Raw genomic sequence first — 23,984 nt, forward strand, 5'->3', positions numbered from 1 at the left:
AAACAATGATTATCTATATTTTAAAAAAAATAGTGACGTTTTCATTTATTATCTGCGTACTTGCTCAGATCAGCTTTTGTCTGGTCTATTTTGATCCTCAATCTATTTTTAGTGATTTAACTTTTGTTGATGCCTATAATGCTTTTTTTAAACAATTACTACAAGGTCAATTTAGGTTAGCATCAGGTGAAACTTTACCATTTTTAGATACCTTATTAACAACGTTTGAACTTTGTATTTTAGCATTGCTTGTAGCTTTACTTATTGGATTACCTTTGGGTATTTTTCTAGGTTTAAGTAATATAAATTGGTTGAATACTACCATTCGTTTAGGCTGTTTAATCTTTTATTCTTGCCCGATTGTTATGCTCGCAACAATTGTAATGTTTTATCTTTCCTCGACAATGCCGATTTCAATGAACTTTGATATCGCACCATCAGTAACCGGTAGTTCTTTGCTAGATATTTTAATTTCATCAAGGCCAGATAAATTCACTGCATTGTTAGATCAGCTTCACTATTTATTTTTGCCAACAATTATTTTAGCTATTCAACCAAGTATTATGACCATTCAACTAGTCAGTGAAAATGTCAAAAATACTTCAAGACAAAATTATATTAAAATGGCAATTATCCGTGAACGTTCACCGTTTAAAGTGTTACGTCGACATTTATTACCAAATTCAATTCCGGCAACAATTCCACAATTGACATATAACACCACGACTTTATTATTTTTAACTATGGTTATTGAAATTTTATTCAATCGAGTTGGTTTAGGCCAATGGGTGATGATGGCTTATCGTAACCATAATTATTTTATTATTGCGATAGCAATTCTTGCGTGTGGAACAGTAATTAGTTTATTAACTTTATTAGGTGAGATAACAGCTATCGCTATTTATCCATTACGTCATAAGGAACATAATGTCTAGGATAATTTTGTTAGGTAAGCGAATAAATTCATGTTTCCAAAGACTTCATAGCAATTTATACCTGATCATAAGTTTTTATGGGGTTTTAGCAATTGCTTTTATTGCATTATCAACCAAATGGCTTTTTCATGCTCACTTGAACCCTATCTATGCAACTTCATTGCCTCCTGCTTGGTGGCCTAATGGAGATATTAATCATATATTAGGAACAACTGATCAAGGGCAAGATATTTTTGATTACTTATTAATTGGTTATCGGTCAACCATTTCAATGACTTTAAAAGCGGTTTTTTATGTCATCATTATCGGTGGAGTGATTAACTATTTAATGTTTTTTGTTTCATTTATTAGGCCTTTTATTTTATTTATTTTTAGATTTTTTATGGTCGTTCCGCCATTACTTGGTGTAATTGTTATTAGCTTGTTATTGGAAGATGATATTACCAATATTTTAATTGTGATTGGTTTATCCTATTCACCGCGCTTCATTTATAATATCCATCAACGTGTTATTAAGGAATGGAATAAAACCTATATTACTGCGTATCGACTCGATGGATTATCCTCATTTTCTATCTTAAATCATTATATTATCCCTAATATTTTACCCGTTTATTTGGCTGAAATTGTTTCATTATTTGGTTCAGTTATTTTAGCGATAACAACAATTACCTTTTTGGGTTTTGCTAATGATTTTTCTCGGCCAGATTTAGGCATGATGATGTTTAAGATGAAAGATATGATGGATGTTAATTTGCTTGCTTTTTTAGCTCCGGGTATTGCTGTGTCTACTACAATTACTTTGGTTTATTTATTCAATTTTGGATTATTTGGCCAGCGAGTGGGACATTAATTATGGCATTATTAGACATTCGTAATTTAACTATTGAGTTTATTACTCCTGATGGCCTTTTACGCGCAATTGACCGCGTGAATTTGAAGCTGTCTGAAGGCGAAATTCGAGGTCTAGTTGGCGAGTCTGGTTCTGGTAAAAGCCTTATTGCTAAAGCTATATTGGGTGTGACAAATCATAATTGGAAAATATCTGCTGATCGTTTTCATTTTAATGATATCGATTTACTTAAATTGACACCAAAGCAACGTCGAAAAGTCATCAGTGACCATATTTCGATGATTTTCCAAGAACCGCAGTCTTGCTTGGATCCCTCAATGAAAATAGGGCAACAGTTAATCGAGGCTATCCCACGAAGAACCTTTAAAGGACATTGGTGGCAGCGTCTATTTTGGCGTAAACATCGAGCTGTTGAATTATTACATCGCGTTGGAATTAAAGATCATAAAGAAATCCTTAAATCATATCCTTTTGAATTAACGGAAGGTGAATGTCAAAAAGTGATGATTGCAATTGCATTAGCAAACCAACCTAAGTTACTTATTGCAGATGAACCAACTAATGCTATGGAAGCAACAACTGAAGCGCAAATCTTCAGGTTATTAGCGAGTATGAATCAGAATATGGGGACGACTATTTTACTTATTAGTCATGATTTACAAATGGTTACTCGCTGGACAGATCGTATCAATGTCCTTTATTGTGGACAAACCGTTGAGGTTGCGGATAGTGAAGATTTAATAAAATCGCCTTATCATCCTTATACTCAGGCATTGATTTATGCTATACCTGATTTTGGTAAAGCCATGCCACATAAAAGTCCATTGAACACGTTACCAGGGGTTATCCCTTCATTGGAGCATTTACCTATTGGTTGTCGATTAGGGCCACGTTGTCCTTATGCTCAAAAAAAATGTATTCAAGCACCTGAACTTATTCTGATAAAGGATCATTCTGTGGCTTGCCATTTTCCATTAAATACTGATGAGTAAATATAGGAATAGTTAATGAACCCAATATTAAAAGTCCGAAATTTATCAAAACGATTTAAAATTCCTAAAGGGCTCTTTGGTCATTTACAAATTGATGCAGTTAAACCATTGTCGTTCTCGCTCAACGAAGGTAAAACACTCGCCATTATAGGACAAAATGGTTCAGGAAAATCGACACTAGCCAAAATGCTGGTTGGTATGATAAAACCAGATAGTGGGGATATTTGGATTGACGGTAATAAAGTTGAATATGGTGATTTTGTCCATCGGTCACAACTTATTAGAATGATATTTCAACATGTTGAAAGCTCTTTTGACCCAAGACTTCGTATTGGTCAATTACTTGAAATTCCACTTAAACGCAATAGCAATTATAGCGCTCTTGAACGAGAAAAATTGATTAGTGATGTTTTAAAACAAGTAGGCTTACTGCCTGAACATGCTTCTTATTATCCATCAGTGATGGCAGCGGGGCAAAAACAACGCGTCGCATTGGCTAGGGCCTTAATTCTGAAACCCAAAGTTATTATTCTCGATGAAGCTTTAGCTGCGTTAGATATTTCAATGCGTTCACAGATTGTTAATTTGATGTTGTCTTTACAAGAAGAACAGAATATTTCTTATGTCTATGTAACACAAGATATTGGTATGATGAAACATATCAGTGACCAAATTTTAGTTATGCATAATGGTGATTTAGTTGAATATGGTAATACTGCTGAAGTCTTAGCTTCGCCATTAAGCGAAATCACACAAAAACTGATTAATAGCTATTTTGGTGAGGCTTTAACCGCAGATACTTGGCGGACCGATACTCGAATCATTTAAATTTTATTTTTACTATTTATATTACTATCATCACACTTATTTGTTAATTCATATAATCTGCTATTGTTCTGATTTTGTTTAAAATATTATATCTATTTTTTCTAACAAAACGCTCGACAATCTTTCTAAAAAACACTATATTTAGCTATATGGATTTCTAGACGTCTATTTAAAATGTTATAAAAAGTAATTAATAGGAGCTTTTAATATGCCTATATGTATTCCAGATTCATTACCGGCAGTAGATGTGTTACGTAATGAAAATGTATTTGTGATGACTTCAACTCGTGCTAATACTCAAGAAATTCGTCCACTAAAGCTTCTCTTCTTAAATTTAATGCCTAAAAAGATCGAAACTGAAAATCAGTTTTTACGTTTGCTTTCCAATTCATCTTTACAAGTCAATATTCAACTCTTGCGTATTGATCAACGTGAATCCAAAAATACCCCTGTAGAGCATTTAAATAGCTTTTATTGTGATTTTGAAGATATTCGTGAGCAGAATTTTGATGGTTTTATCATAACTGGAGCACCATTAGGTAAAGTCGCATTTTCAGATGTAGTGTATTGGCCAAAATTAGCTGAAATAATTACTTGGGCAAAAGATCATGTTACTTCAACAATGTTTGTTTGCTGGGCTGTACAAGCTGCATTAAATGTACTCTATGATATGCCAAAATTTACTCGCTCACAAAAATTGTCAGGCGTCTATCAACATCAAATCATACAACCTAATGCACTTTTAACTCGAGGTTTTGACGATACTTTTTTAGCGCCACATTCACGTAATGCTGATTTTCCAATAGATAAAATTAAAAGTTATACTGATTTGACGATTTTAGCTGAATCAGATTTAACCGGTCCATATTTGATGGCAACTGCGGATAAACGTATGGCTTTTGTAACAGGGCATCCAGAATATGACTCCTTCACCTTAGCTAATGAATATAATCGAGATTTGAAAGCTGGAATAAATCCGGAAATTCCTTACAACTATTTTCCTGAAAATAACCCAAATTTAACACCAAAAGCCACATGGCGAAGCCATGCTTATTTATTATTTAGTAACTGGCTCAATTATTATGTTTATCAATTAACACCATTTGATTTAACAACTCGCAATTTGACAATTGATGATTAAATGATGGGATAACTGACTTAGTAAATCTCCAAATTGAGCTTGAGTACCAAATTTATCTTTTATATTGAAATTATGTTAACCGTTACAAGCCTACTAAAATAGTGTGTTAAAATTCATTGAGTAGGCTTTTAGTGTAATCACTGGTACTTGTGATAGTTGCGTTGTAGGGATTTGTTTAATCAGCTCGTCTTGATATAAAAAGCATAGATTGACTAAGATAAGTTACAGCGTGTAGATCATGCGAGAGAAATAACTCAGTCAAAACTCTTGTAGTAGTGATTTCAGTAGATCTAAGCTCTTGAGTTGATGAACAACATCAAGGGAGCGGATAGGTTCATAAAGAACAATTAATGATGGATAGCTGTTAAATTCTACACCATTTAATTGTTTATTAAATAATGCGTTAATTATTGTATATAAACTACTTCGTTTGCTAGCGTGGTTAATACCTGTTTATATGATTGTTAGTGTAAATTATCATCTGGCGTAATGAATAAAGTTGAAATCCATTTATCCAACTTTTTTGGGGTAATCCAAGTTGGACATGATAATTAGCATAAGTAGGTACTCAAAATGGTGAAACATAAGATTGAGGGGCATAAGGTTTACTTCAAGATACAATATATTAAATATCAAAACCACTGGCGCGTTGCAAATCTAAGTAAATCTGTTTTTCTTCACCTTGTAATATAAGCTCAGCACCAATGGCTTTTAAATCAGTTTGTATTGCTTGAGACAAGGTTTTATTAATCGCATTTTTAATAATAAAATTAAGTGTAATTTGTAGTCTTTGTCCGTTTTTTTTCGCTATAAAGAGTATGAAGCATTTTATATAGTATGAATTAATAAAAATTTTCATAGTTATTATGCCTATTACTCTTTTTCTGCTCTGATCATAAACATTGGGGTAGAATGATAATTGATCTGCTCAATTTTATCCCAAACATTTTTTGATATATCAGTATCAATAAAGACTTTTTTATAACCAATTGACAGTAAGGTATTAACATCCCATTGCGGTCTAATCTCTTGGCTTAATGGTAGTAATCTTGCAATGCGTTCCATCTCTTCGGTATCTGTTTGTACATAATGATCGTCTATATCTTGATTAGCCGTATTACGTCTGTCTCGTTTATATTGAAAATAGCGGTATTTATCAAACAAAAATAGATACCAGTTCGCATCAAAATTAAGTAATCGACCTCCTGAATTTAATACCCGATACCACTCTTGATAAGCTAATGTAGGGTTATTTAAGTTCCATGTGACATTCCGTAATACAATTAAATCAAAACTATTATCCTCGAATGGCAAGCATTGTACATCAGATAACACAAAATTAACCTCCACGCCATATTGTGTGGCGTTGTTTTGTGCTTGAACTAACATAGCTTCAGTCACATCAACTGCCGTTACATTATGATCGGCTAACGCTAGTATGATAGCCAAAAAACCAGGACCAGTTCCTACATCTAAAATGCGTAATTTTTCTTTTTTAGGGGCATGAGTTAAAATTAAATTTTGCCAAATAGTTCTTTTTTGTGTTGCCAGTTCTTCTTGATTAGTTTGACTATATCCTAGGGCTCGATTGGTCCAATAAATGATAAGATCTTTTACAATGTCCTCATCGCTATTGTTATATGGTTGTAACACTCGCTTTTCTCGCTTCTATATATTGTTTTTAATTATTTTTTTGTAAATTTTGATTGCTGCACAAGCAGCACCATATCCATTATCGATATTCATTGTCATAATTCCTCCGGTACAACTTGATAAACAAGCGTTAAGAGCAACATGACCTCCTGCGGCAACACCATAACCAATAGAGGTAGGAACGGCAATAATAGGGGTATCAATTAAACCAGCTAAAACAGTAGGTAAAGCTGCCTCCATACCTGCAATAGCAATAATTATATTGTAGGTTTGTAATTGGGGTAATTGTTGTTGCAGGCGCCATAATCCCGCAACACCAATATCTTGAAATAGATCGACTTTTATTCCGTGATAATTTAACGTCAGTTTTGTTTCTTCACAAATTGGGGCATCAGATGAGCCGGCAGAAACAATGGCAATATGGGTTGATTCCTCTTCAATTAATGGTTTTGGTGAACCAAATACAGCACATTGACAATTTTCATGATAATTGATTTTTGCTTGCCAATTGGGTTTTAAACGCTGATATTTTTGACTCGTTAAACGAGTAAACAGTAATGATTGTTGATTTTGCTTAGCAAGTGATAATATCGTTTCGAGTTGTTCAACTGTTTTATACTGGCAAAATACAGCTTCTGAGATGCCACATCGTTGAGGACGCTCAAAGTCCATGATAATATCCGGTGTTTTCATTTTTTATTGCTTCCTTTAATAATTATTAGATATTTTTTACCCCGATAAAAGCACTACCTTTTTTATAGGTTGAAATTTGAACATTATGAGAGATAGCTAGAGGTTCTATAATCAGTTTTATTTTGTTAACCAGTGAATCTTTTTGATGATCGGATAACTGATTAAAAAGGAGGGGTTCTAGCTCAAGTTCAACTTTATCATTACGTATTCTAAAACGAACAAGATCCGTTTTTAGTTCTGAACGAACAAAGTTTTCAACGTGATCGACCGCTTGTAGATAATCCGGGTAGATTTTAATCCCTGTCTCAATTCGGCTTGATAGGCAAGGGGATGCTGGAATATCTTTTAAATCATTGAGTTGTAGATGCTCAACCATCTTACGTATCATTATTTTATCAATCTTGAGTTCAACATAAGGTTGTCTTACATTTTGTTCTTTAGCAGCAATTAAACCCGGTCGATAATCGCCTAAATCATCTTGATTGGTTCCAGTGATTAGCACTCCATGATGTAACTTTTTAAGACGATCAAACAAACAACTTTTACAGTAATAACACCGATTCACCGGATTGTTTTGGTAAGATTCATTATCTAGCTCCCCTGCTTTTATAAATTCGATATGCCAACGATATTTTTGTGCATAATTTCTAACTCGTTTAGCATCTAATGTTGGAACCGAAAGCGAAGTTGAATGTGCAATAAGTGCATTTTGTCCCAATGTATTGTGAGCAATATAAGCAAGTAACATACTATCTATACCACCACTGGTCGCAATGGTACATTTTTTTATTTTTTTAAACCATGATGTAAGAATTAAAATAGTTTCTTCAATATCTTGATTAGTCATGATTTGATATCCTTCTCATTCGGCTTTTCATGATGACTTAATTGCTTGGTATAGGTATTTAGCGCAGATTGTTCAAATTTATATTTTATATTTTGACGCTCGGCATAGGATGTTTCTAGTAATTGAATACAGTCAGACTCTAATTTTGCAGTGAAGTTGTGATTGGGTCGGGCAGCAATTTTAATCGGCCAGGATTGTTGATCTGCATTTATCGTGATTTGTTCTCTTGGTAGTTTAGAACGCTTAACTTGCCAATACCTTACACCTAGAGTTGTTGTTTCAGTAAATAGTTGAAGACATATATCAGTTAATTTATCTGGCTGGCACAGTATTTCTATTCTGCTCATCCAACGTCCTTTTTTGCCTTTTATTTGTTGACTGACTAAATCAAGTACCCCCGATGATAATCTTAATTTATCTTCAGATATTGCCAGGCTTTCAGCGGTCATATCATCAATATCACACTGAATAATATAGACACTATCATGTTCTAAATTTGTTTGGGGGTTAGTGGTAAAAACGTTTGCCCTCATTATATTAGGTTTTTGTTTAAAAGACCGATTACCACAACCATAACCACTTTTAATGAACGTACCATTTATAGGGCCAGGACAATGTTGCATAATCCAAGCTAGAATAGCAGCCCCAGTTGGTGTAATTCGTTCACCGATTTCATCATCATAAGTCCACTGAAAATTGGTGAGTATCTTTAAAGTTGCTGGCGCGGGTACAGGTAAAGTGCCATGTGAGCACTTTATTGTGCCTTGCCCCCAAGGTAGGGCAGAGCAAGACCAACTCGATACGTTGCTCTGAGTGATCAGAAATGCCGCTGCAATAATATCGATAATAGCATCATCCGCGCCGACTTCATGTAATCCTATATTTTCTAGTGTAATGCCGTGTACTTCGCTTTCAGCTTTAGCCAAAATGGTATAAATTGCTTTAGTGCATTGGTAAATCTTATCATTATCTTTAATTTGATCTAATTTTGTTAAAATCTCTTGCCAGCTATAATGTTCATGCTGATCGTTCATTAATAATCTATTTTTTATTATTGAGTGAGATTGATCGTTTAATGGCTTCAAAATGAGATGTTGGGTATCCTCGATTGCTTGTTGATTTTTCAAGATAATAAATTGTTTACCCAAGATCTCTTTTTGTCGTGTAGCCTTTATTTCGAGTTGATATTTTTTAAAAATAGCTAATGAAGATAAAAATGTACGTAATGGGGTTTCCAGTTCAGGAAATGCATCTAGCATTGCTGAACAGAACATATCTCCAGCTATACCGCCCACTATGTCTAGATGAATATGCATTATGTAACCTTTCAGATTTTTCTAAAATACAATGTACTTAACATTAATTCTAAATACATTGTATTAGTTATACTAGTTACTTCGATCGTATATTAATTAATTTATTGATTATTTTACTAATAGTTTCTACTCACTTGTACCCACATTTTTCGGTAAAATGAAAATCAGGATTGAACCAATTACCACAACTAGACCGATTGACAATAAACCAGCTGCAGGAGTACCTACAACATTTTCAGAGTGTTGTCTTAAAATAGGGGCTCCAAAACTAAACAGTGCACCAAACATATTGACAAATCCAATACCAGCAGCTAACGCGTTACCCGTTAAAATTGATGAAGGCATGATCCAGAAAATAGGTTGGCAGGCAAAATAAGCCGTACCGGCAATGCATAAGGCAATAATGGCTGGTATAGGGCCAACGTAAGCAGATAAACCTAATGCAACTCCGCCTACTAATAATGTGACTGCACAGGTATTACGTCTCTCTTGAACTCTATCTGAGTATCGAGGTATAAAAAATGTCCCTAATAATGCACATAACCATGGTAGTGAAGTGACGAGAGAAGTCATAAAGTTAACTTTACTTGACATAATACTGGCCACTTGGCTTGGTAAAAAGAAGATAAGTCCATATACACCACATTGAATACAACCATAAATAATAGCAAAGTGCCATATTCTTGGGTTTTTCAATGCATCCATAAGTTTAGCTGACGCTGCTTTTTTATTGTTCTCTTCTGATAGCATTTGATTAGCTAGTAAGGTTTTTTCTTCTTTAGAGAGGAATCTAGCGGTTGCAGGAGTGTCATCTAAATAGAAGAATGTCCAAATACCTGCAATAAATGCTAATGCACCTTCAATTACAAACATCCAAAACCATCCCGGATGACCAAGGAAACCATGTAATTCTAAAAGAGCACCAGAAAGCGGTGAACCAAATGCCATTGCCAAAGGCGCTCCCATATAAAACAATCCCATTACTGCTGCACGATTGGCTTGCGGGAACCATTGTGATGTTAAATAGATCATACCAGGAAAGAAACCAGCCTCGGTGATACCTAATAAAATACGAATGGTTAAGAATTTCGCTTCACTGTCGGCAAATCCCATACCAGCAGATAAAAGCCCCCAAGCTAAGGTTGTTGCACCGATCCAGTATCTGGCGCCAAACTTTTTTAAACATAAATTAGCTGGTGCACCTAAAAATGCGTATACTACGAAGAATAATCCAGCACCTAAAGCATAAGCTTCATTGCTTAAACCAATGTCAATTTGATAACTCTCTTTGGCGAAGCCGATATTTGAACGATCCAAAAATGCTAAGACGTAAAGTATTAACATAAAAGGAATTAAGCGAAGTTTTGTCTTTTTTATTACCGACAATAATGTAATATTACTCATAAGGGGACTCCCTAGCCTCGTTATATAGACTATATTAATTTTGTTATAATTTGATTGTTAAGCTGTTAGAAATTACATATCTATAAGTTAATTCCTATATCAGTTACATTGTTATTTTCATCAAATGCAATATATTCAGGCTCACTTAAAATCTCGATTTGTGCATTTGCTTTTGCATCTTCAAGCATATTTTCTGAGATATATAATTCATCGATATGTAAAGTGTTGGCAATCCTGATAATACGTGCTTCTTTTCGTCCATCTAAAATAATGCAGGTTTTAACAGCAGCTTGTATGGCTTGCTTATCATTAGCTAGTATTACCGGAACGTAACCGTCCTGGCTTAAGCGTGATGTAAGTACATTTGGGTATGTTTCAGGAAAATCGACTTTATCAAGTAAACGTTTTGTAGAGAAATCAGCAAATCCCATACCGGTTGCATTGCCGCCGCTTTTTTCATGAAGATCGAGTACCACTATTCTATCTGGGCGTATTGAGGCAATGGGTTGCATAAATGGTGTACAGGCTCTGCCTGTAACATGGCAATCCATACCTCCACCAGAGTAAATTTTACCCATTAAATCAACAATACAGATATCAACGTTATCAAACATTACTTTAGGAAAGTAAGTTTTTGATTTTGCCAGTAAGGCTTTTTCGCGTTCTTCAAGTTTATTAGCGGGGATAGCTTCAATGTCAACGACCTGATCAAAGGCATTTTCAATAGTGCCAATACCAAACAGGAAAGGAGTATTAGCGACTTTAATTCTTGCCATATTGACGATATTTTGCGCCATACAGCCAAAACCATAAGTGTGGCAGGAATCAGCACCTTTTTGTTTCGCAAATCCAATAGATAGCATTTTGATAATGCCACTTTCAATAGGTGCAGTAAATGCGTTGTGAGCTTTGATTCGGTTGATACAAATAATGCCATCAGCTTGCATCGCATTTTTATCCATTAATACTTCTAACCCGTTAGGTAGCTCTCCTACTTTTACTGTTTCCATCGAGGAACGTATTTCACAACCAAGAAACTCTTCTGTCATGCCTAATTTTTCTAAAACATGGATTTGTCCTTCAGCAGTGGCTCCTCCATGACTTCCCATTGCTGGTACACCATAAGGTTTAGCCCCTAAGGCTTTTAATTCATTAATTACAGCTCTTGCAATTAAGTCTATTTTAGCAACACCACGGCTACCTAAACCCACTGCAATCACCATATCTTTTTTTATTGTATTTTTTATTTCTGGTTTAGAAAATTCAATGTGAATTTTTTCATCAATATCCTGAATTTCAGCAGGCGATTCGAAGCGCTGTCTGATCCTTACCATTCTTGGTAGTTTTATATCATTGAGTAGTTCATCAACAAATGACATAGTTTTCTCCTAACTTGGAATATCATTAAAATTTAAAGCAATACATTACATAAAAGCGCCCATTTGCCATGGCACAAATTCCAAACTTCCATAACCAAATTTTTCACTTTTACTTTTTTCCCCTGATGCAAATTCAAGGAGCATTGAATATAGGCGTTCTCCTGCCTGAGCAATTGATTCATTTCCTTCGATAATATCTCCGCAATTCATATCCATATCTTCCTGTTGTCTGTTCCATAAGAAATTATTTGAAGCGACTTTTAGGGTGGGTGTTGGAGATGAACCTAGTGCTGAGCCTCGTCCAGTTGTAAAACAAAGAATATTAGCTCCACCTGCAATTTGGCCCGTTACAGCCATAGGATCAAATCCGGGCGTGTCCATAAACACTAATCCTTTACTTGTGACAGGTTCTGCATATTCATAAACAGCGACTAAATTTGATGTTCCTCCTTTTGTGATTGCTCCAAGTGATTTTTCTAAAATTGTGGTCAAACCACCGGCTTTATTTCCTACAGAAGGATTATTGTTAATTTCACTTTTATTTTGTTTACAATGCTCTTCCCACCATTTGATTCGTTGAATCAGTTTTTCACCAACTTGTTGAGATACGGCTCGTCGGGTGAGTAGATGCTCTGCGCCGTATATTTCGGGAGTTTCAGATAAAATAGCCGTTCCACCTTGTTGAATAATTTTATCTGCTACATAACCCAAAGTAGGGTTGGCTGATATACCCGAATAACCATCAGAACCACCACACTCTAAAGCGAGGATAAGTTCTGATACAGGGGTTTCTTTGCGTTGAACTTGATTGGCTATAGGTAACATTTCCTCAATAATTGATATAATTTTATCAATTGTTTTTTTGGAACCGCCTGTTTCTTGGATAGTTAGTGTGTGTAAATTTTCATTTTCAGTTAAATGAGCAAAATTCATCATATCTTTTATTTGTGATGATTCGCATCCGAGGCCAACAATAATCATACCTGCAAAATTAGGATGTGTTGCGTAACCTGATAAAGTTCTTCTCATATTCGTCATGGAAGGTCCGTCTTGTCCAATACCGCAACCAAAACTTTGAGGTAAAGCGATGACACCATCAACATTGGGGTAATTGACTAGTCCAACTTTGTTATAGTAAATTTCAACTGCCTTAGCTACAGTTGCACTACAATTTACTGACGACATTACCCCAATATAATTACGGGTAGCGATTTTGCCATTTTTTCTTCTGATACCTAAAAAAGTATCAATTTTATCTGTAGGGGGGAGTGTATGTACGTCTTTACCAAACGCATAGTCTTTATCAAAATTACCTACGCCAACGTTGTGAACATGGACATGTTCGCCTTTTAGAATCGGTTTTGTTGCAAATCCAAAGGTTTGTCCATAACGTTTGATTTGTGCTCCTTGTTCAATATTGCGAATAGCAATTTTATGACCTTCGGGTATGTTATTTAATACTACAAGTTCATTGGATAAACACGTTCCTTTGCTAATAGGAATTCTGGCTATAACAACGTCATCTTTCTCATTTAATTTAATTATAGGACTTATATTGCTCATTCATTACTTCTCTTTAATATGCACTGCTAATAGAGGTAAGATTATTCATATTTACATAATTGCACCCGGTTGCCATGGGACAAATTCAAGTGATCCATATCCAAATTTTTCACTTTTTGTTTTCTCACCAGAAGCGACAGCTAATATCTTTTCAAAAATACGTTTACCTGCTTGCTCCAATGTTTCTTGTCCTTCGGCTACATCACCACAATTAATATCCATATCTTCTTCTTGGCGCCGCCATAAAAAATTATTAGATGCAATTTTTATACACGGTGTCGGTTTTGAACCATAGGCTGACCCCCTCCCTGTGGTAAAACACATAATGTTTGCACCACCAGCAATTTGACCTGTACATGCAAATGCGTCATATCCTGGAGTGTCCATAAATACTAAACCTTTTGCGGTTACTGGTTCTGCATATTCATATACATCCATAAGATTTGTACTTCCTGCTTTACAAATAGCACCAAGCGATTTTTCAAGAATAGTTGTAAGTCCACCTTCTTTATTGCCTGCGGATGGATTGTTATTTAATTCTGCGTGGCATCTTTTGGCATAATCCTCCCACCATAAAATTCGATTAATAAGTTTTTCACCTACTTCTTTCGAGTCTGCTCGGCGAGTAAGGATATATTCAGCACCATAAATTTCAGGAGTTTCGGCGAGTATTGCTGTTCCACCTTGTTGTACAAGTAAATCAACAGCTACGCCAAGGGCTGGATTAGCAGAAATACCTGAGTAACTATCAGAACCACCACATTCAAGGGCTAAGACTAATTCCGATGCAGGTACCTCCTCTCTGGTGTATTGGTTTGCTTCATTTAACATGCTTTCAATAATAGAAATTCCCTTATCGAAAGTTTTTTGTGATCCACCAGTTTCTTGAATAGTCATATGTTGTAACATAGGACCTTCATTTAATTCTTTTACTTGGATAAGATCTTTGATTTGATTAGATTCACATCCAAGGCCAATTATTAAAATGCCAGCGAAATTTGGATGATTTGCATAACCACTCATTGTGCGTTGCATAATCTTCATCAAATCACCTTTCATATCCATGGCACAGCCAAAACTTTGTGGAAGCGCTACGATGCCATCTATATTTGGATAATCATCTAATCCTTTTGCTTTAAAGTGATCTTCAAGGCGGCGTGCAACTGTTGCACTGCAGTTAACCGATGTCAATATGCCGATATAGTTACGAGTTGCTACTTTTCCATTTTTACGCTTATAGCCCATGAAAGTCCTTTTTTCACTGGCTTTTGGGGTTTCATTTTTATCTGCACAAAAGTCATATTCATGTCCATAATCACCCATTTTTAGATTATGTAAATGTATGTGTTCTCCTGCTTGGATATTGCAAATTGCATAACCTATAATTTGATTATAGCGTTTGATTGGTTGATTTTTTTCAATATTGTGTAGTGCTATTTTATGGCCTTCTTTAATATCAGCTAATACTGAAATATTTTTTTCTTGAATTACATACCCTTTGGTTACCGGAAAACGAGCTATGGCAACATCATCATTAGGATGAAGTATAATTACTTTAGATACTTCGCTCATAATTTGCTCCTAAAACTAATTAATAATAAATTCTTATAAAATTTTTGAATCAGATAATAATTTTTTAAGTATTTTCTTTTTATCGGAAGTTAATGGCATTACTGGAGCTAAAACTTCAGTTGATATATTCACACCTGTTAGTTTGATTGCTTGTTTAATCACACCAAAGAAAGGGGTTTCAATGGCATAGATAGGCATCAATTTTGCTAATTGACGTTGTAATTTAAATGCTGTTTCATAATCTTTTTGTATGAACGCTTTATAAATTCCCTTAGTAATTTTAGGTGCAAAATTAAACGTTGCCGGAATACCACCATGACCACCTAAAATCAGCGTGTCTAGCATATATTCGTCAAAACCACTAAAGATGATAAAATCGGGTCGGAAAGAATGGACTTTGTTGATCACTTCTCGTGTATGGCTAATGTTATCAATAGTATCTTTTAGCCCGATGATATTTGGCAGATCCTTTGCCAACCGGGTAATTACATCAATACCAATGTCTTGACCAGTTAGTGCAGGAAAATTGTAAAGTAGGATCGGTATACTAATATTTTCAGCGACAGTTTTATAATGGTGATAAATTGCATCACTATTCAATAAGGCATAGTAAGGATTCACAACTAAAACAGCGTCCGCACCTATTTGAGCAGCATGTTGACCATATTCAATCGTTTCTTTGGTACTTGGGCTTGATATTCCAATCATAACGGGAATACGTTTATTGATATGCCTCACCGCAAATTCAGCGACTTCGAGCCTTAGTTTAGGTGGCATATGACAAAACTCACCACCGCTACCTAAAATCAAAACGCCATCCGCTTCATTTTTAATAAGATGATCTAATAGGTTGGCCATTCCTTTTTTATCTAGTTTTCCTTGTTTATTTACGATTGTCGGAACGGGAGGGAATATCCCTTTAAATTTTTCTATATTCATCTTTTCTCCTTGTTCACTGAGTAGAACATAATTTCTTTGTTGTGAACAAATTATTGGTGAAAAAATTTCGAATTGCAATCAATTAATACAAAAGAAAATTAATTTTGTGATCATTCTCTCATTGTAAAGATTATTTTTTTTGGAAGTTTATTTTTTCCGTATAATGAAATTAAGTTCTTTTCTGGGAATTTTTTAAAGTGTTATTAATTTAAGAGGTAAATATGATTTATTACATTCCACCCGTTAATTTATTAGGTAAAGGTTGCCTGTCTGAGTTAGGCGTACCAGTGAAAAAATTAAATTGCAAAAAAGCATTCGTTGTTAGTGATAAGTTTTTAATTGGTAATGGCGCTGTAGATAGAGTGGTTGATATCTTAAAAAAAGAGGGTATTGAATCAGTTATTTTTTATGATGTGAAACCAAATCCAACGGTTGCCAATGTTGAAAATGCATTAAAATTATGTCAAGAATCAGAGTGTGATTTTATTGTATCAATCGGTGGAGGTTCACCTCAAGATTGTGGTAAAGCCGTTGCTGTTTTGGCCACCAACGGTGGCAAAATTACCGATTATGAAGGGATGCATAAAAGTAAACAAAAATGTTTACCTATTGTGGCAATAGCAACCACTGCAGGTACTTCTGCTGAAGTTACCATTAATTATGTTATTACCGATGAAAGTAGACATGTAAAAATGATTATGGTCGATCCCAATACGCTGGCATCAATAACCGTTAGCGATCCTGATTTAATGATTTCCAAACCTGCCAATTTAACCGCTGCAACAGGTATGGATGCGTTAACTCATGCAATTGAAGCGGTAGTTGCTAAAGGTGCGATGGATGTTACTGATTCAACCGCATTATATGCCATAGCTCAAACTTTTAAATATTTAGCCAGAGCAGTTAAAAACGGTAATGACATTCAAGCCAGAGAACAGATGAGTTATGCCTGCTTTTTAAATGGTATCGCTTTTAGTAATGCTGGGCTAGGTAATGTGCATGCTATGGCACATCAATTAGGTGGGCTTTATGATTTACCTCATGGTGTTTGTAATGCGATGCTATTGTCGGTAGTCGAAAAAGAAAATGCTAAACATGCACCACAAAAATTTAGAGTGATTGCTGAAACAATCGGGTTTGATACAAAAGATAGAAGTGATCAAGAATGTGTTGATTATGTGATAAAAAGAATTGAAGATTTAGCGCAAGAAGTCGGTATTCCTAAATCATTAAAGGAATTGGGGGTTAATAATCCTGATTTTGAATTATTGGCGGAAAATTCAATGAAAGATGCCTGTGCTGGCGCCAATCCCGTATTTTTTGATAAACAAAAACTTATTGAGCTATTTAAACAGATCGCTTAATAACTTATTGAATAAAATAGTTAAAATAATATTGAATTATAATTATTCAATATTATTTTAAAACTTATTGGTTAACTGTTGGCAGGCTTTACGGACTAGCTCTGAGTATTTTTCGATTTTCTCTACCGGTAGCTGAAAAAGAACGCCGGAAATACTTATAGCCGCAATTGGTTCATGATTTTTATTAAATATCGGTGCTGCGATACAATGTACGCCTTTTACATCTTCCTGATTATCATAAGCCCAACCTTGCGACCGGATTTTAGCTAGCTCTTTTTTTAACTGTTTTTTGCTGGTTATAGTGGTATCGGTATATTTGGGCAATTTGTCTTCGGGTATCAGTTGATCGATTTTCTCATCAGGTAACCAAGCTATTAATGCTTTACCAATACCAGAACTATGTAATGGTAATTTTTTGCCAATCCAAGTACGAATACCAATAGCTTGGTCATTTTCAATTTTTGCAATATAGACAGAGTAAAGCCCATCAAGAACACCTAGATGACAGGTTAAGTTGGTCTGATCTCTTAATTTAGTCATCAATGGTTCTGCGATTTTTGTGATATCGAACTGTTCTAACGATTTGTCTCCCCATTCATGCAATTTTAGTCCAAGATAAAACTTATTTTGATCTTGACGTAAAATACCATGCATAACTAACGCATTAAGCAGTGTCGAAGTACTACTTTTAGGTAAATTAAGGTCTTGAAATATTTGACTAAAAGTTGCACCTTTATTTCCATCTAAATAATCACAAATGCGAACAATTTTATCCAAGGCTGGTACTAGAGTCTGAATATTTGGCATGAAATATCCTAATATAATAATGTAAGAAATTTATTTAGTTTATTGGTTCTAATTTATTAAAAAATCATTTTTTGAACGGTTATGTGTATCAAATATCTTATTTTTTACATTATATTCAAGTTATTTGATTTGGAAAAGAAAATAACTTCTATTATTTTTCTATCAACTCGATTTGAAAGGATAAATCCTTATCTTGCATCATGTTATCCATAGTTATATCATGGTTAATAGTGCTATATTAATTAAGGAATAAGTTATGTTAAAGTCAATAGATCCAACTACTACATCCGCTTGGAAGTCCCTTCAAGTTAGTTATCAGAAGCATTGCGATAAGACGATTGCTCAAATTCTAAAAGATGAACCTAAACGAGTTGAAAAGTTAAGTATTCCTTTTGAAGATGAGTTCTTGGTTGATCTGTCTAAAAACCGCATTACTGAGGAGACCTTAAAGCAACTTTATCAACTCGCTGACGAGTGTGATTTAAGCGGGGCTATTAATGCCATGTACAGTGGTGAAAAAATTAATCGGACCGAAAACCGAGCCGTTTTACATATTGCGCTTCGCAATGTATCAAATTCACCAATTTATGTTGATGGTAAAAATGTTATGGATGACGTCAATGCTGTGCTGGCGAAGATGGAATCCTTTAGTAAAAAAATTATTAGTGGTGAATGGAAAGGCTATACTGGTAAAGCGATTACTGATGTAGTTAATATCGGAATTGGAGGTTCAGATTTAGGACCAGTGATGATTACCGAAGCATTACGCCCTTATAAAAACCACCTAACTATGCACTTTGTTTCTAATGTCGATGGTACTCATATTGTTGAAGCTTTAAAAGGTTTAAATCCAGAAACAACGCTATTTTTAGTTGCATCGAAGACCTTTACAACTCAAGAAACTATGACTAATGCACAAACCGCTCGTCAATGGTTACTTGATGCTGCAAAAGATGATAAAGCTGTTGCGCTTCACTTTGTAGCTTTATCAACCAATGCCAAAGAAGTAGAAAAATTTGGTATTGATACTGCCAATATGTTTGAATTTTGGGATTGGGTTGGTGGTCGTTATTCTTCTTGGTCTGCAATCGGCTTATCAATTGTACTTTCAATTGGTTTTGAAAACTTTAAACAGTTTTTAGCTGGTGGACATGCGATGGATAAACATTTCCAAAGCACACCAATTGAAAAAAATATCCCAACATTACTTGCTTTAATTGGGATTTGGTACAATAACTTCTATGGTGCAGAAACCGAGGCAATTCTACCTTATGATCAATATATGCATCGCTTTGCAGCTTATTTTCAGCAAGGGAATATGGAATCAAATGGTAAAAGTGTTGATCGTAATGGCAACAAGACTACTTATACTACAGGTCCTATTATTTGGGGTGAACCTGGGACAAATGGTCAACATGCGTTTTATCAATTAATTCACCAAGGTACTAAACTTATTCCTTGTGATTTTATTGCACCGGCAATTAGTCATAATCCAGTTGGCGATCATCATCCTAAATTGCTTTCTAACTTTTTTGCTCAAACAGAAGCTTTAGCTTTTGGTAAGACTGCCCAACAAGTAGAACAAGAATTTCTTGCCGCTGGTAAAAAGCTTGATGAAGTTAAATCTATTGTTCCATTTAAAGTTTTTGAAGGCAATAAACCGACTAACTCTATTTTAGTGAAAAAAATCACACCGTACACTTTAGGCGCATTAGTGGCGATGTATGAGCACAAAATCTTCACGCAAGGCGTTATTTTAAATATCTTTAGCTTCGATCAGTGGGGGGTTGAATTGGGTAAACAGTTAGCTGGTCGCATTTTACCTGAACTTGCTGATGATAAACCAGTCAGCTCGCATGATGAATCAACCAACAGCTTGATTAATCAATACAAAAAATGGCGTTAAACGAATTATTTGAACTCTATGTTTGATTATTTTCAACAAAAAACCTTCAGTGAAAACTGAAGGTTTTTTTATGAGTAGTAACTTTGTGCGATGTTATTTTTTAACACGCATAATTGGTGTTTTACCTGCCTCAACTGAGCCGGATAACTTAGTTAATTCAACAACAGTTTCCATATTAGATATCACGACTGGTGTTAACACTGATTTGGCTTTACTTTCAAGTAAAGGCAGATCGATTTCGATGATAGTATCTCCAATTTTAACTTGTTGTCCTTCTTCGGCAACTCGTGTAAAACCTTCACCTTTTAATTCCACCGTATCTATACCGAAATGAACAAAAAGTTCGATACCTTCATCTGATTCAATAGCAAATGCATGATTGGTTTCAAAAATTTTACCAATTTTACCATTTAATGGTGCTACAATTTTATTACCAGAAGGTTTTATAGCAACACCATCACCAACGATTTTTTCTGCAAAAACTACATCTGGCACATCTTCGATCTTAACGATTTCACCACTAAGAGGTGCAATAATTTCGATGCTATTTTTGTTATCATCAGATACAAATTGCTTTATTTTATCGAATAAACCCATCATTGCCTCCTAACAAATTTGCTTTTCAGCAGTATATTTTTCAATTAAATCGGTTATTTCTTTAGCTGTTGCTTTTTCAAGAACAGTATCAGCAAATTTCTTCGCTTCTTCATAATTAGTATTACGAATTAATTTTTTGATTTTAGGAATTGATACTGCACTCATACTGAACTCATCAAGCCCCATACCTAGTAATAAAATTGTTGCTCTTTCATCACCAGCAAGCTCTCCACACATTCCTGTCCATTTACCTTCTTTGTGAGAAGCATCAATTACATTTTTAATCAATGTTAATACTGATGGTGAAAGTGGATTATAAAGATGTGAAATAAGCTCATTACCACGGTCAACAGCAAGTGTATATTGGGTTAAATCGTTAGTTCCAATACTGAAGAAATCAACTTCTTTAGCTAAATGTCTAGCAATAACCGCAGCGGCTGGTGTTTCGATCATCACACCAATTTCAATGCTTTTATCGAATGCTTTACCTTCAGATGTTAATTGTTCTTTAAGGATATTAATTTCAGATTTTAGAATACGAATTTCTTCTACCGAAATAATCATTGGGAACATAATACGCAATTTACCAAATGCAGAAGCGCGTAAGATTGCTCGTAACTGTGCATGTAGTATTTCTTTACGATCTAAACAGATACGAATTGCACGCCAACCTAAGAATGGATTTTCTTCTTTTGGTAAATGCATATATGGTACATCTTTGTCACCACCGATATCCATTGTACGAACAATAACTGATAGGCCATTAGTTGATTCAGCAACTTCTTTATATGCTTTGAATTGTTCATCTTCATTAGGATAAGCTTCACGATCCATGAATAAGAATTCTGTACGATAAAGCCCAACACCTTCATAACCATTACGATCTGCACCAGCAATATCACGAACAGTACCAATATTTGCACAAATTTCAACTTGATGACCATCAAGTGTAACAGCCGGCAGATCTTTTAATTTTGCTAACTCTTCTTTATCCGCAAGATATTTTGTTTGTACTTGTTTTAGTTTTTCTTGAGTTGCATGATCTGGATTAATGTAGATAGCATTGTTGATTGCATCTAAAATAACAAAATCACCTTGTTTGATTTCTTGTGTCGCATTAGATGTACCCACGATTGCTGGAATTTCTAATGAACGGGCCATGATTGATGTATGTGAAGTGCGCCCTCCGGCATCAGTGATGAAACCCAACACCATATCTAAATTTAATTGAGCAGTTTCAGATGGTGTTAAATCAGTTGCAACTAAAATACAAGGTTGGCTAATAGCACTTAGATCAACAATTTCGATGCCTAAAATATTTTTTAGCAGTCGTTTACCAATATCACGGATATCGGCAGCACGTTCTTTTAGATATTCATCATCTAAATTTTCTAACTCTTTTGCTTGGGTTTCAAATACAGATTGGACAGCTGCGTCAGCACTTGAGTGTTTACTTTTAATGCGTGAAATAACTTCTTGTTCAAGATCTTCATCTTCAAGAAGCATGATATGACCTTCAAAAATAGCAGCTTTATCCTCACCTAAAGTGGTTTTAGCTCGTTCCATGATCGCATGTAATTGTTCGCTTGATTTTTCACGTGCTTCTTTAAAACGATCAATTTCAGCGTCAATTTTGTTATCAAGAATTTGCCTATTATTTATAACAATAGGTTCTTCTTTTAATAATAGCGCTTTTGCAAAAGCGATACCTGGGGAAACAAGTATACCTGATACCATAACATTTAATCCTTATCTAATATTAAAACCGTTCAACGCTAACATGGGAGTATTATTCCAATTCAGGAATTAATTTTACTAAATGAGTTACTGCTTCTTTTTCATCTTCACCTTCGGCTGAAATAGTAATAGTTGTACCTTGAGTTAAGCCTAATGTTTGTAATTTGAATAAGCTTTTAGCACTTGCACTTTTTCCATTTGATGTGACAGTAATTTCAGAATTGAAGTTTTTAGCTTCCTTTACAAATTGTGCAGCAGGGCGGGTGTGAAGACCGTTCGATGCAGTAATGGTTACATCTTGCTTGTACATAATTATTTTACTCCCAAAAATATATTTGTTCATGCGACAATATAAATAAAAACAGCTTGAAAGGCTAGTAAGATTTCACGGATATGTGACAATTAGTCAATCTTATTAGCGATACTTTACAAAGTAAGCTGAAATATTTATTAATATCGGTAAATTCGAGTGACTCTATCACTACATTTTTTAAATTCAACCTGACCGTGAATTCCTCGTTTGATGTTTTCAAATACCATCTCTTCACTACCATCTAGTTGTGAGGCACGGATCTCGTCTCGGCAGAAAGCTTCAAACTTATCAAGTTCTTGTTCTCCATTGCCTAACTGATAATCTTTAGGTAAGTCTTGGCTGGTTATATACGTATTATTCTGTACATCAAGAACAATCACACCTTTATTTTTCAGCCATGAACTACAAGCAGTTAACGATATAACTATATATAGTGATGTTAAAATTAATCTAAAAATGTTCAAAATAATTCCTTTATAAAGCACAATAACCTGTTTATTATTTACAGCTAGGCACAAATTATATACTAATAATGAGTGAAAGTGCAGAGGGATGTATTTTCACTATTATTATAAACTAATAAGGTGGAGTTAATGACTAATACCAAGATTTATGACGAGCTTAATCGTCAACTTATCCAAAATAAAGTTGGCATAACTGCAGCCGAGTTACATGGATTCTTATCTGGCTTATTAGCTGGAGGAAATCATGACGAAAGTTGGAGAGTGTTAGTTCAAGACATGTTGAATGATGGGCAAAAAATAGCCGAACCTTTAAATAAGGAAGTGGAAGAATTATATCATACAACTAAACAACAATTTATTGATGAAGATTTTGAGTTCCAACTTCTACTTGGTGAGCAAGATTTGTTTACGCAAATTGACGATTTAGTGGGATGGGTAAATCATTTTTTATTGGGTATTGGTTTAGTTCAACCTAAACTTAATCGAGTTAAAGGTGATGTGGGTGAAGCAATATATGATCTAAGACAAATAGCTAAACTCGGTTATGATGAAGATGAAGATCAGCAAGAGCTGGGCTTTGCATTTGAAGAGATCAAAGAGTACGTTCGCATTACGGCGATGTTATGTTTTGATGAATTTAATGAACCCGATATCACACCAACACTTCACTAATATTCAAGA

General features: G+C 34.8%; 23 protein-coding genes. 8 read left to right on the forward strand and 15 right to left on the reverse strand.

Annotated elements, in window-relative coordinates; genetic code table 11:
* Positions 1–5 precede the first annotated feature (5 nt).
* From J3U27_RS08845 to metA, 5 genes are all read left to right on the forward strand, one after another.
* A complete protein-coding gene (locus J3U27_RS08845; RefSeq protein ID WP_267377278.1) occupies positions 6–935 on the forward strand; it encodes an ABC transporter permease subunit in 930 nt (309 codons plus the stop codon).
* On the forward strand, positions 928–1,788 hold the full coding sequence (locus tag J3U27_RS08850; RefSeq protein WP_065735240.1) for an ABC transporter permease subunit: 861 nt from the start codon (positions 928–930) through the stop codon (positions 1,786–1,788). The genes J3U27_RS08845 and J3U27_RS08850 overlap by 8 nt, the downstream gene beginning before the upstream one ends.
* 2 nt (positions 1,789–1,790) lie before the next feature.
* Complete coding sequence (gene sapD, locus J3U27_RS08855) at positions 1,791–2,780, forward strand: putrescine export ABC transporter ATP-binding protein SapD (protein WP_065561781.1); 990 nt, start codon at positions 1,791–1,793, stop codon at positions 2,778–2,780.
* Positions 2,781–2,795: 15 nt separating this feature from the next.
* The gene (locus J3U27_RS08860) at positions 2,796–3,608 is read left to right on the forward strand and encodes an ATP-binding cassette domain-containing protein (protein WP_065561782.1); all 813 of its coding nucleotides are present in this window, start codon (positions 2,796–2,798) and stop codon (positions 3,606–3,608) included.
* A 208-nt stretch (positions 3,609–3,816) separates the two neighbouring features.
* Positions 3,817–4,749, forward strand: coding sequence for a homoserine O-acetyltransferase MetA (metA, locus tag J3U27_RS08865; protein ID WP_267377279.1), 933 nt, complete (start codon positions 3,817–3,819; stop codon positions 4,747–4,749).
* A 625-nt stretch (positions 4,750–5,374) separates the two neighbouring features.
* On the opposite strand, the gene J3U27_RS08870 is transcribed toward metA, so the two are convergent.
* The 10 genes from J3U27_RS08870 to J3U27_RS08915 all read right to left on the reverse strand — a co-directional run bounded on the left by J3U27_RS08870 (position 5,375) and on the right by J3U27_RS08915 (position 16,115).
* Positions 5,375–5,608, reverse strand: a complete 234-nt coding sequence (locus J3U27_RS08870; protein WP_267377282.1) for a hypothetical protein — start codon at positions 5,606–5,608, stop codon at positions 5,375–5,377.
* A 14-nt stretch (positions 5,609–5,622) separates the two neighbouring features.
* Entirely contained in the window at positions 5,623–6,402 is a 780-nt protein-coding gene (locus J3U27_RS08875; RefSeq protein ID WP_065735237.1) for a class I SAM-dependent methyltransferase, read from the reverse strand.
* A gap of 15 nt (positions 6,403–6,417) precedes the next feature.
* Positions 6,418–7,095 carry a nickel pincer cofactor biosynthesis protein LarB gene (gene larB, locus J3U27_RS08880; RefSeq protein WP_065735236.1) on the reverse strand — a complete coding sequence of 226 codons (678 nt, stop codon included), beginning with the start codon at positions 7,093–7,095 and terminating at the stop codon, positions 6,418–6,420.
* A gap of 25 nt (positions 7,096–7,120) precedes the next feature.
* Entirely contained in the window at positions 7,121–7,942 is an 822-nt protein-coding gene (locus J3U27_RS08885) for a hypothetical protein (RefSeq protein WP_081303431.1), read from the reverse strand.
* Positions 7,939–9,258 carry a LarC family nickel insertion protein gene (locus tag J3U27_RS08890; protein WP_065735235.1) on the reverse strand — a complete coding sequence of 440 codons (1,320 nt, stop codon included), beginning with the start codon at positions 9,256–9,258 and terminating at the stop codon, positions 7,939–7,941. The genes J3U27_RS08885 and J3U27_RS08890 overlap by 4 nt, the downstream gene beginning before the upstream one ends.
* A gap of 126 nt (positions 9,259–9,384) precedes the next feature.
* Entirely contained in the window at positions 9,385–10,662 is a 1,278-nt protein-coding gene (locus J3U27_RS08895; protein WP_065735234.1) for an MFS transporter, read from the reverse strand.
* 80 nt (positions 10,663–10,742) lie between these two features.
* Positions 10,743–12,041 carry a lactate racemase domain-containing protein gene (locus J3U27_RS08900; RefSeq protein WP_065735233.1) on the reverse strand — a complete coding sequence of 433 codons (1,299 nt, stop codon included), beginning with the start codon at positions 12,039–12,041 and terminating at the stop codon, positions 10,743–10,745.
* A gap of 45 nt (positions 12,042–12,086) precedes the next feature.
* Positions 12,087–13,604, reverse strand: coding sequence for a UxaA family hydrolase (locus J3U27_RS08905; RefSeq protein ID WP_267377284.1), 1,518 nt, complete (start codon positions 13,602–13,604; stop codon positions 12,087–12,089).
* 51 nt (positions 13,605–13,655) lie between these two features.
* Entirely contained in the window at positions 13,656–15,176 is a 1,521-nt protein-coding gene (locus tag J3U27_RS08910) for a UxaA family hydrolase (protein ID WP_065735232.1), read from the reverse strand.
* Between the two features lie 33 nt (positions 15,177–15,209).
* Positions 15,210–16,115: a dihydrodipicolinate synthase family protein gene (locus J3U27_RS08915; RefSeq protein WP_065735231.1), complete on the reverse strand. Its 906-nt coding sequence runs from the start codon at positions 16,113–16,115 to the stop codon at positions 15,210–15,212.
* Positions 16,116–16,336: 221 nt separating this feature from the next.
* On the opposite strand from J3U27_RS08915, the gene J3U27_RS08920 reads away from it, so the two are divergent.
* The gene (locus tag J3U27_RS08920) at positions 16,337–17,479 is read left to right on the forward strand and encodes an iron-containing alcohol dehydrogenase (protein WP_267377285.1); all 1,143 of its coding nucleotides are present in this window, start codon (positions 16,337–16,339) and stop codon (positions 17,477–17,479) included.
* A 57-nt stretch (positions 17,480–17,536) separates the two neighbouring features.
* Here the strand turns inward: J3U27_RS08920 and J3U27_RS08925 are convergent, their stop codons facing one another.
* Positions 17,537–18,286 carry an IclR family transcriptional regulator gene (locus J3U27_RS08925; RefSeq protein WP_065735229.1) on the reverse strand — a complete coding sequence of 250 codons (750 nt, stop codon included), beginning with the start codon at positions 18,284–18,286 and terminating at the stop codon, positions 17,537–17,539.
* A gap of 256 nt (positions 18,287–18,542) precedes the next feature.
* Here J3U27_RS08925 and pgi point away from each other — a divergent pair, with 256 nt between their 5' ends.
* On the forward strand, positions 18,543–20,192 hold the full coding sequence (gene pgi / locus J3U27_RS08930) for a glucose-6-phosphate isomerase (RefSeq protein ID WP_065735228.1): 1,650 nt from the start codon (positions 18,543–18,545) through the stop codon (positions 20,190–20,192).
* A 93-nt stretch (positions 20,193–20,285) separates the two neighbouring features.
* Here pgi and crr read toward each other — a convergent pair whose 3' ends face one another.
* The 4 genes from crr to J3U27_RS08950 all read right to left on the reverse strand — a co-directional run bounded on the left by crr (position 20,286) and on the right by J3U27_RS08950 (position 23,303).
* Positions 20,286–20,789 carry a PTS glucose transporter subunit IIA gene (gene crr / locus J3U27_RS08935; protein ID WP_065561785.1) on the reverse strand — a complete coding sequence of 168 codons (504 nt, stop codon included), beginning with the start codon at positions 20,787–20,789 and terminating at the stop codon, positions 20,286–20,288.
* 9 nt (positions 20,790–20,798) lie between these two features.
* Positions 20,799–22,526, reverse strand: coding sequence for a phosphoenolpyruvate-protein phosphotransferase PtsI (gene ptsI / locus J3U27_RS08940; protein ID WP_220225519.1), 1,728 nt, complete (start codon positions 22,524–22,526; stop codon positions 20,799–20,801).
* A 52-nt stretch (positions 22,527–22,578) separates the two neighbouring features.
* A complete protein-coding gene (gene ptsH / locus J3U27_RS08945) occupies positions 22,579–22,836 on the reverse strand; it encodes a phosphocarrier protein Hpr (RefSeq protein ID WP_065561787.1) in 258 nt (85 codons plus the stop codon).
* 140 nt (positions 22,837–22,976) lie between these two features.
* On the reverse strand, positions 22,977–23,303 hold the full coding sequence (locus tag J3U27_RS08950; RefSeq protein ID WP_065561788.1) for a hypothetical protein: 327 nt from the start codon (positions 23,301–23,303) through the stop codon (positions 22,977–22,979).
* A gap of 129 nt (positions 23,304–23,432) precedes the next feature.
* Here J3U27_RS08950 and J3U27_RS08955 point away from each other — a divergent pair, with 129 nt between their 5' ends.
* Positions 23,433–23,975 (forward strand): YecA family protein, encoded by a 543-nt coding sequence (locus J3U27_RS08955; protein ID WP_065561789.1) that lies wholly within the window; start codon positions 23,433–23,435, stop codon positions 23,973–23,975.
* Positions 23,976–23,984: the final 9 nt, after the last annotated feature.

It is taken from the genome of Gilliamella sp. B2911 (assembly GCF_026536965.1).
GTDB lineage: Bacteria > Pseudomonadota > Gammaproteobacteria > Enterobacterales > Orbaceae > Gilliamella > Gilliamella apicola_E.

What these genes read in the sequence shown, in the direction of transcription:
- ptsH (WP_065561787.1), bottom strand. Translation starts at nt 22,836, where the DNA reads ATGTACAAGCAAGATGTAACCATTACTGCATCGAACGGTCTTCACACC.
- J3U27_RS08925 (WP_065735229.1), bottom strand. Translation starts at nt 18,286, where the DNA reads ATGCCAAATATTCAGACTCTAGTACCAGCCTTGGATAAAATTGTTCGC.
- J3U27_RS08860 (WP_065561782.1), top strand. Translation starts at nt 2,796, where the DNA reads ATGAACCCAATATTAAAAGTCCGAAATTTATCAAAACGATTTAAAATT.
- J3U27_RS08920 (WP_267377285.1), top strand. Translation starts at nt 16,337, where the DNA reads ATGATTTATTACATTCCACCCGTTAATTTATTAGGTAAAGGTTGCCTG.
- J3U27_RS08910 (WP_065735232.1), bottom strand. Translation starts at nt 15,176, where the DNA reads ATGAGCGAAGTATCTAAAGTAATTATACTTCATCCTAATGATGATGTT.
- ptsI (WP_220225519.1), bottom strand. Translation starts at nt 22,526, where the DNA reads ATGGTATCAGGTATACTTGTTTCCCCAGGTATCGCTTTTGCAAAAGCG.
- J3U27_RS08895 (WP_065735234.1), bottom strand. Translation starts at nt 10,662, where the DNA reads ATGAGTAATATTACATTATTGTCGGTAATAAAAAAGACAAAACTTCGC.
- sapD (WP_065561781.1), top strand. Translation starts at nt 1,791, where the DNA reads ATGGCATTATTAGACATTCGTAATTTAACTATTGAGTTTATTACTCCT.
- J3U27_RS08870 (WP_267377282.1), bottom strand. Translation starts at nt 5,608, where the DNA reads ATGAAAATTTTTATTAATTCATACTATATAAAATGCTTCATACTCTTT.
- crr (WP_065561785.1), bottom strand. Translation starts at nt 20,789, where the DNA reads ATGGGTTTATTCGATAAAATAAAGCAATTTGTATCTGATGATAACAAA.
- J3U27_RS08850 (WP_065735240.1), top strand. Translation starts at nt 928, where the DNA reads ATGTCTAGGATAATTTTGTTAGGTAAGCGAATAAATTCATGTTTCCAA.
- pgi (WP_065735228.1), top strand. Translation starts at nt 18,543, where the DNA reads ATGTTAAAGTCAATAGATCCAACTACTACATCCGCTTGGAAGTCCCTT.
- J3U27_RS08845 (WP_267377278.1), top strand. Translation starts at nt 6, where the DNA reads ATGATTATCTATATTTTAAAAAAAATAGTGACGTTTTCATTTATTATC.
- J3U27_RS08885 (WP_081303431.1), bottom strand. Translation starts at nt 7,942, where the DNA reads ATGACTAATCAAGATATTGAAGAAACTATTTTAATTCTTACATCATGG.
- J3U27_RS08890 (WP_065735235.1), bottom strand. Translation starts at nt 9,258, where the DNA reads ATGCATATTCATCTAGACATAGTGGGCGGTATAGCTGGAGATATGTTC.
- J3U27_RS08905 (WP_267377284.1), bottom strand. Translation starts at nt 13,604, where the DNA reads ATGAGCAATATAAGTCCTATAATTAAATTAAATGAGAAAGATGACGTT.
- J3U27_RS08900 (WP_065735233.1), bottom strand. Translation starts at nt 12,041, where the DNA reads ATGTCATTTGTTGATGAACTACTCAATGATATAAAACTACCAAGAATG.
- J3U27_RS08955 (WP_065561789.1), top strand. Translation starts at nt 23,433, where the DNA reads ATGACTAATACCAAGATTTATGACGAGCTTAATCGTCAACTTATCCAA.
- larB (WP_065735236.1), bottom strand. Translation starts at nt 7,095, where the DNA reads ATGAAAACACCGGATATTATCATGGACTTTGAGCGTCCTCAACGATGT.
- J3U27_RS08915 (WP_065735231.1), bottom strand. Translation starts at nt 16,115, where the DNA reads ATGAATATAGAAAAATTTAAAGGGATATTCCCTCCCGTTCCGACAATC.
- metA (WP_267377279.1), top strand. Translation starts at nt 3,817, where the DNA reads ATGCCTATATGTATTCCAGATTCATTACCGGCAGTAGATGTGTTACGT.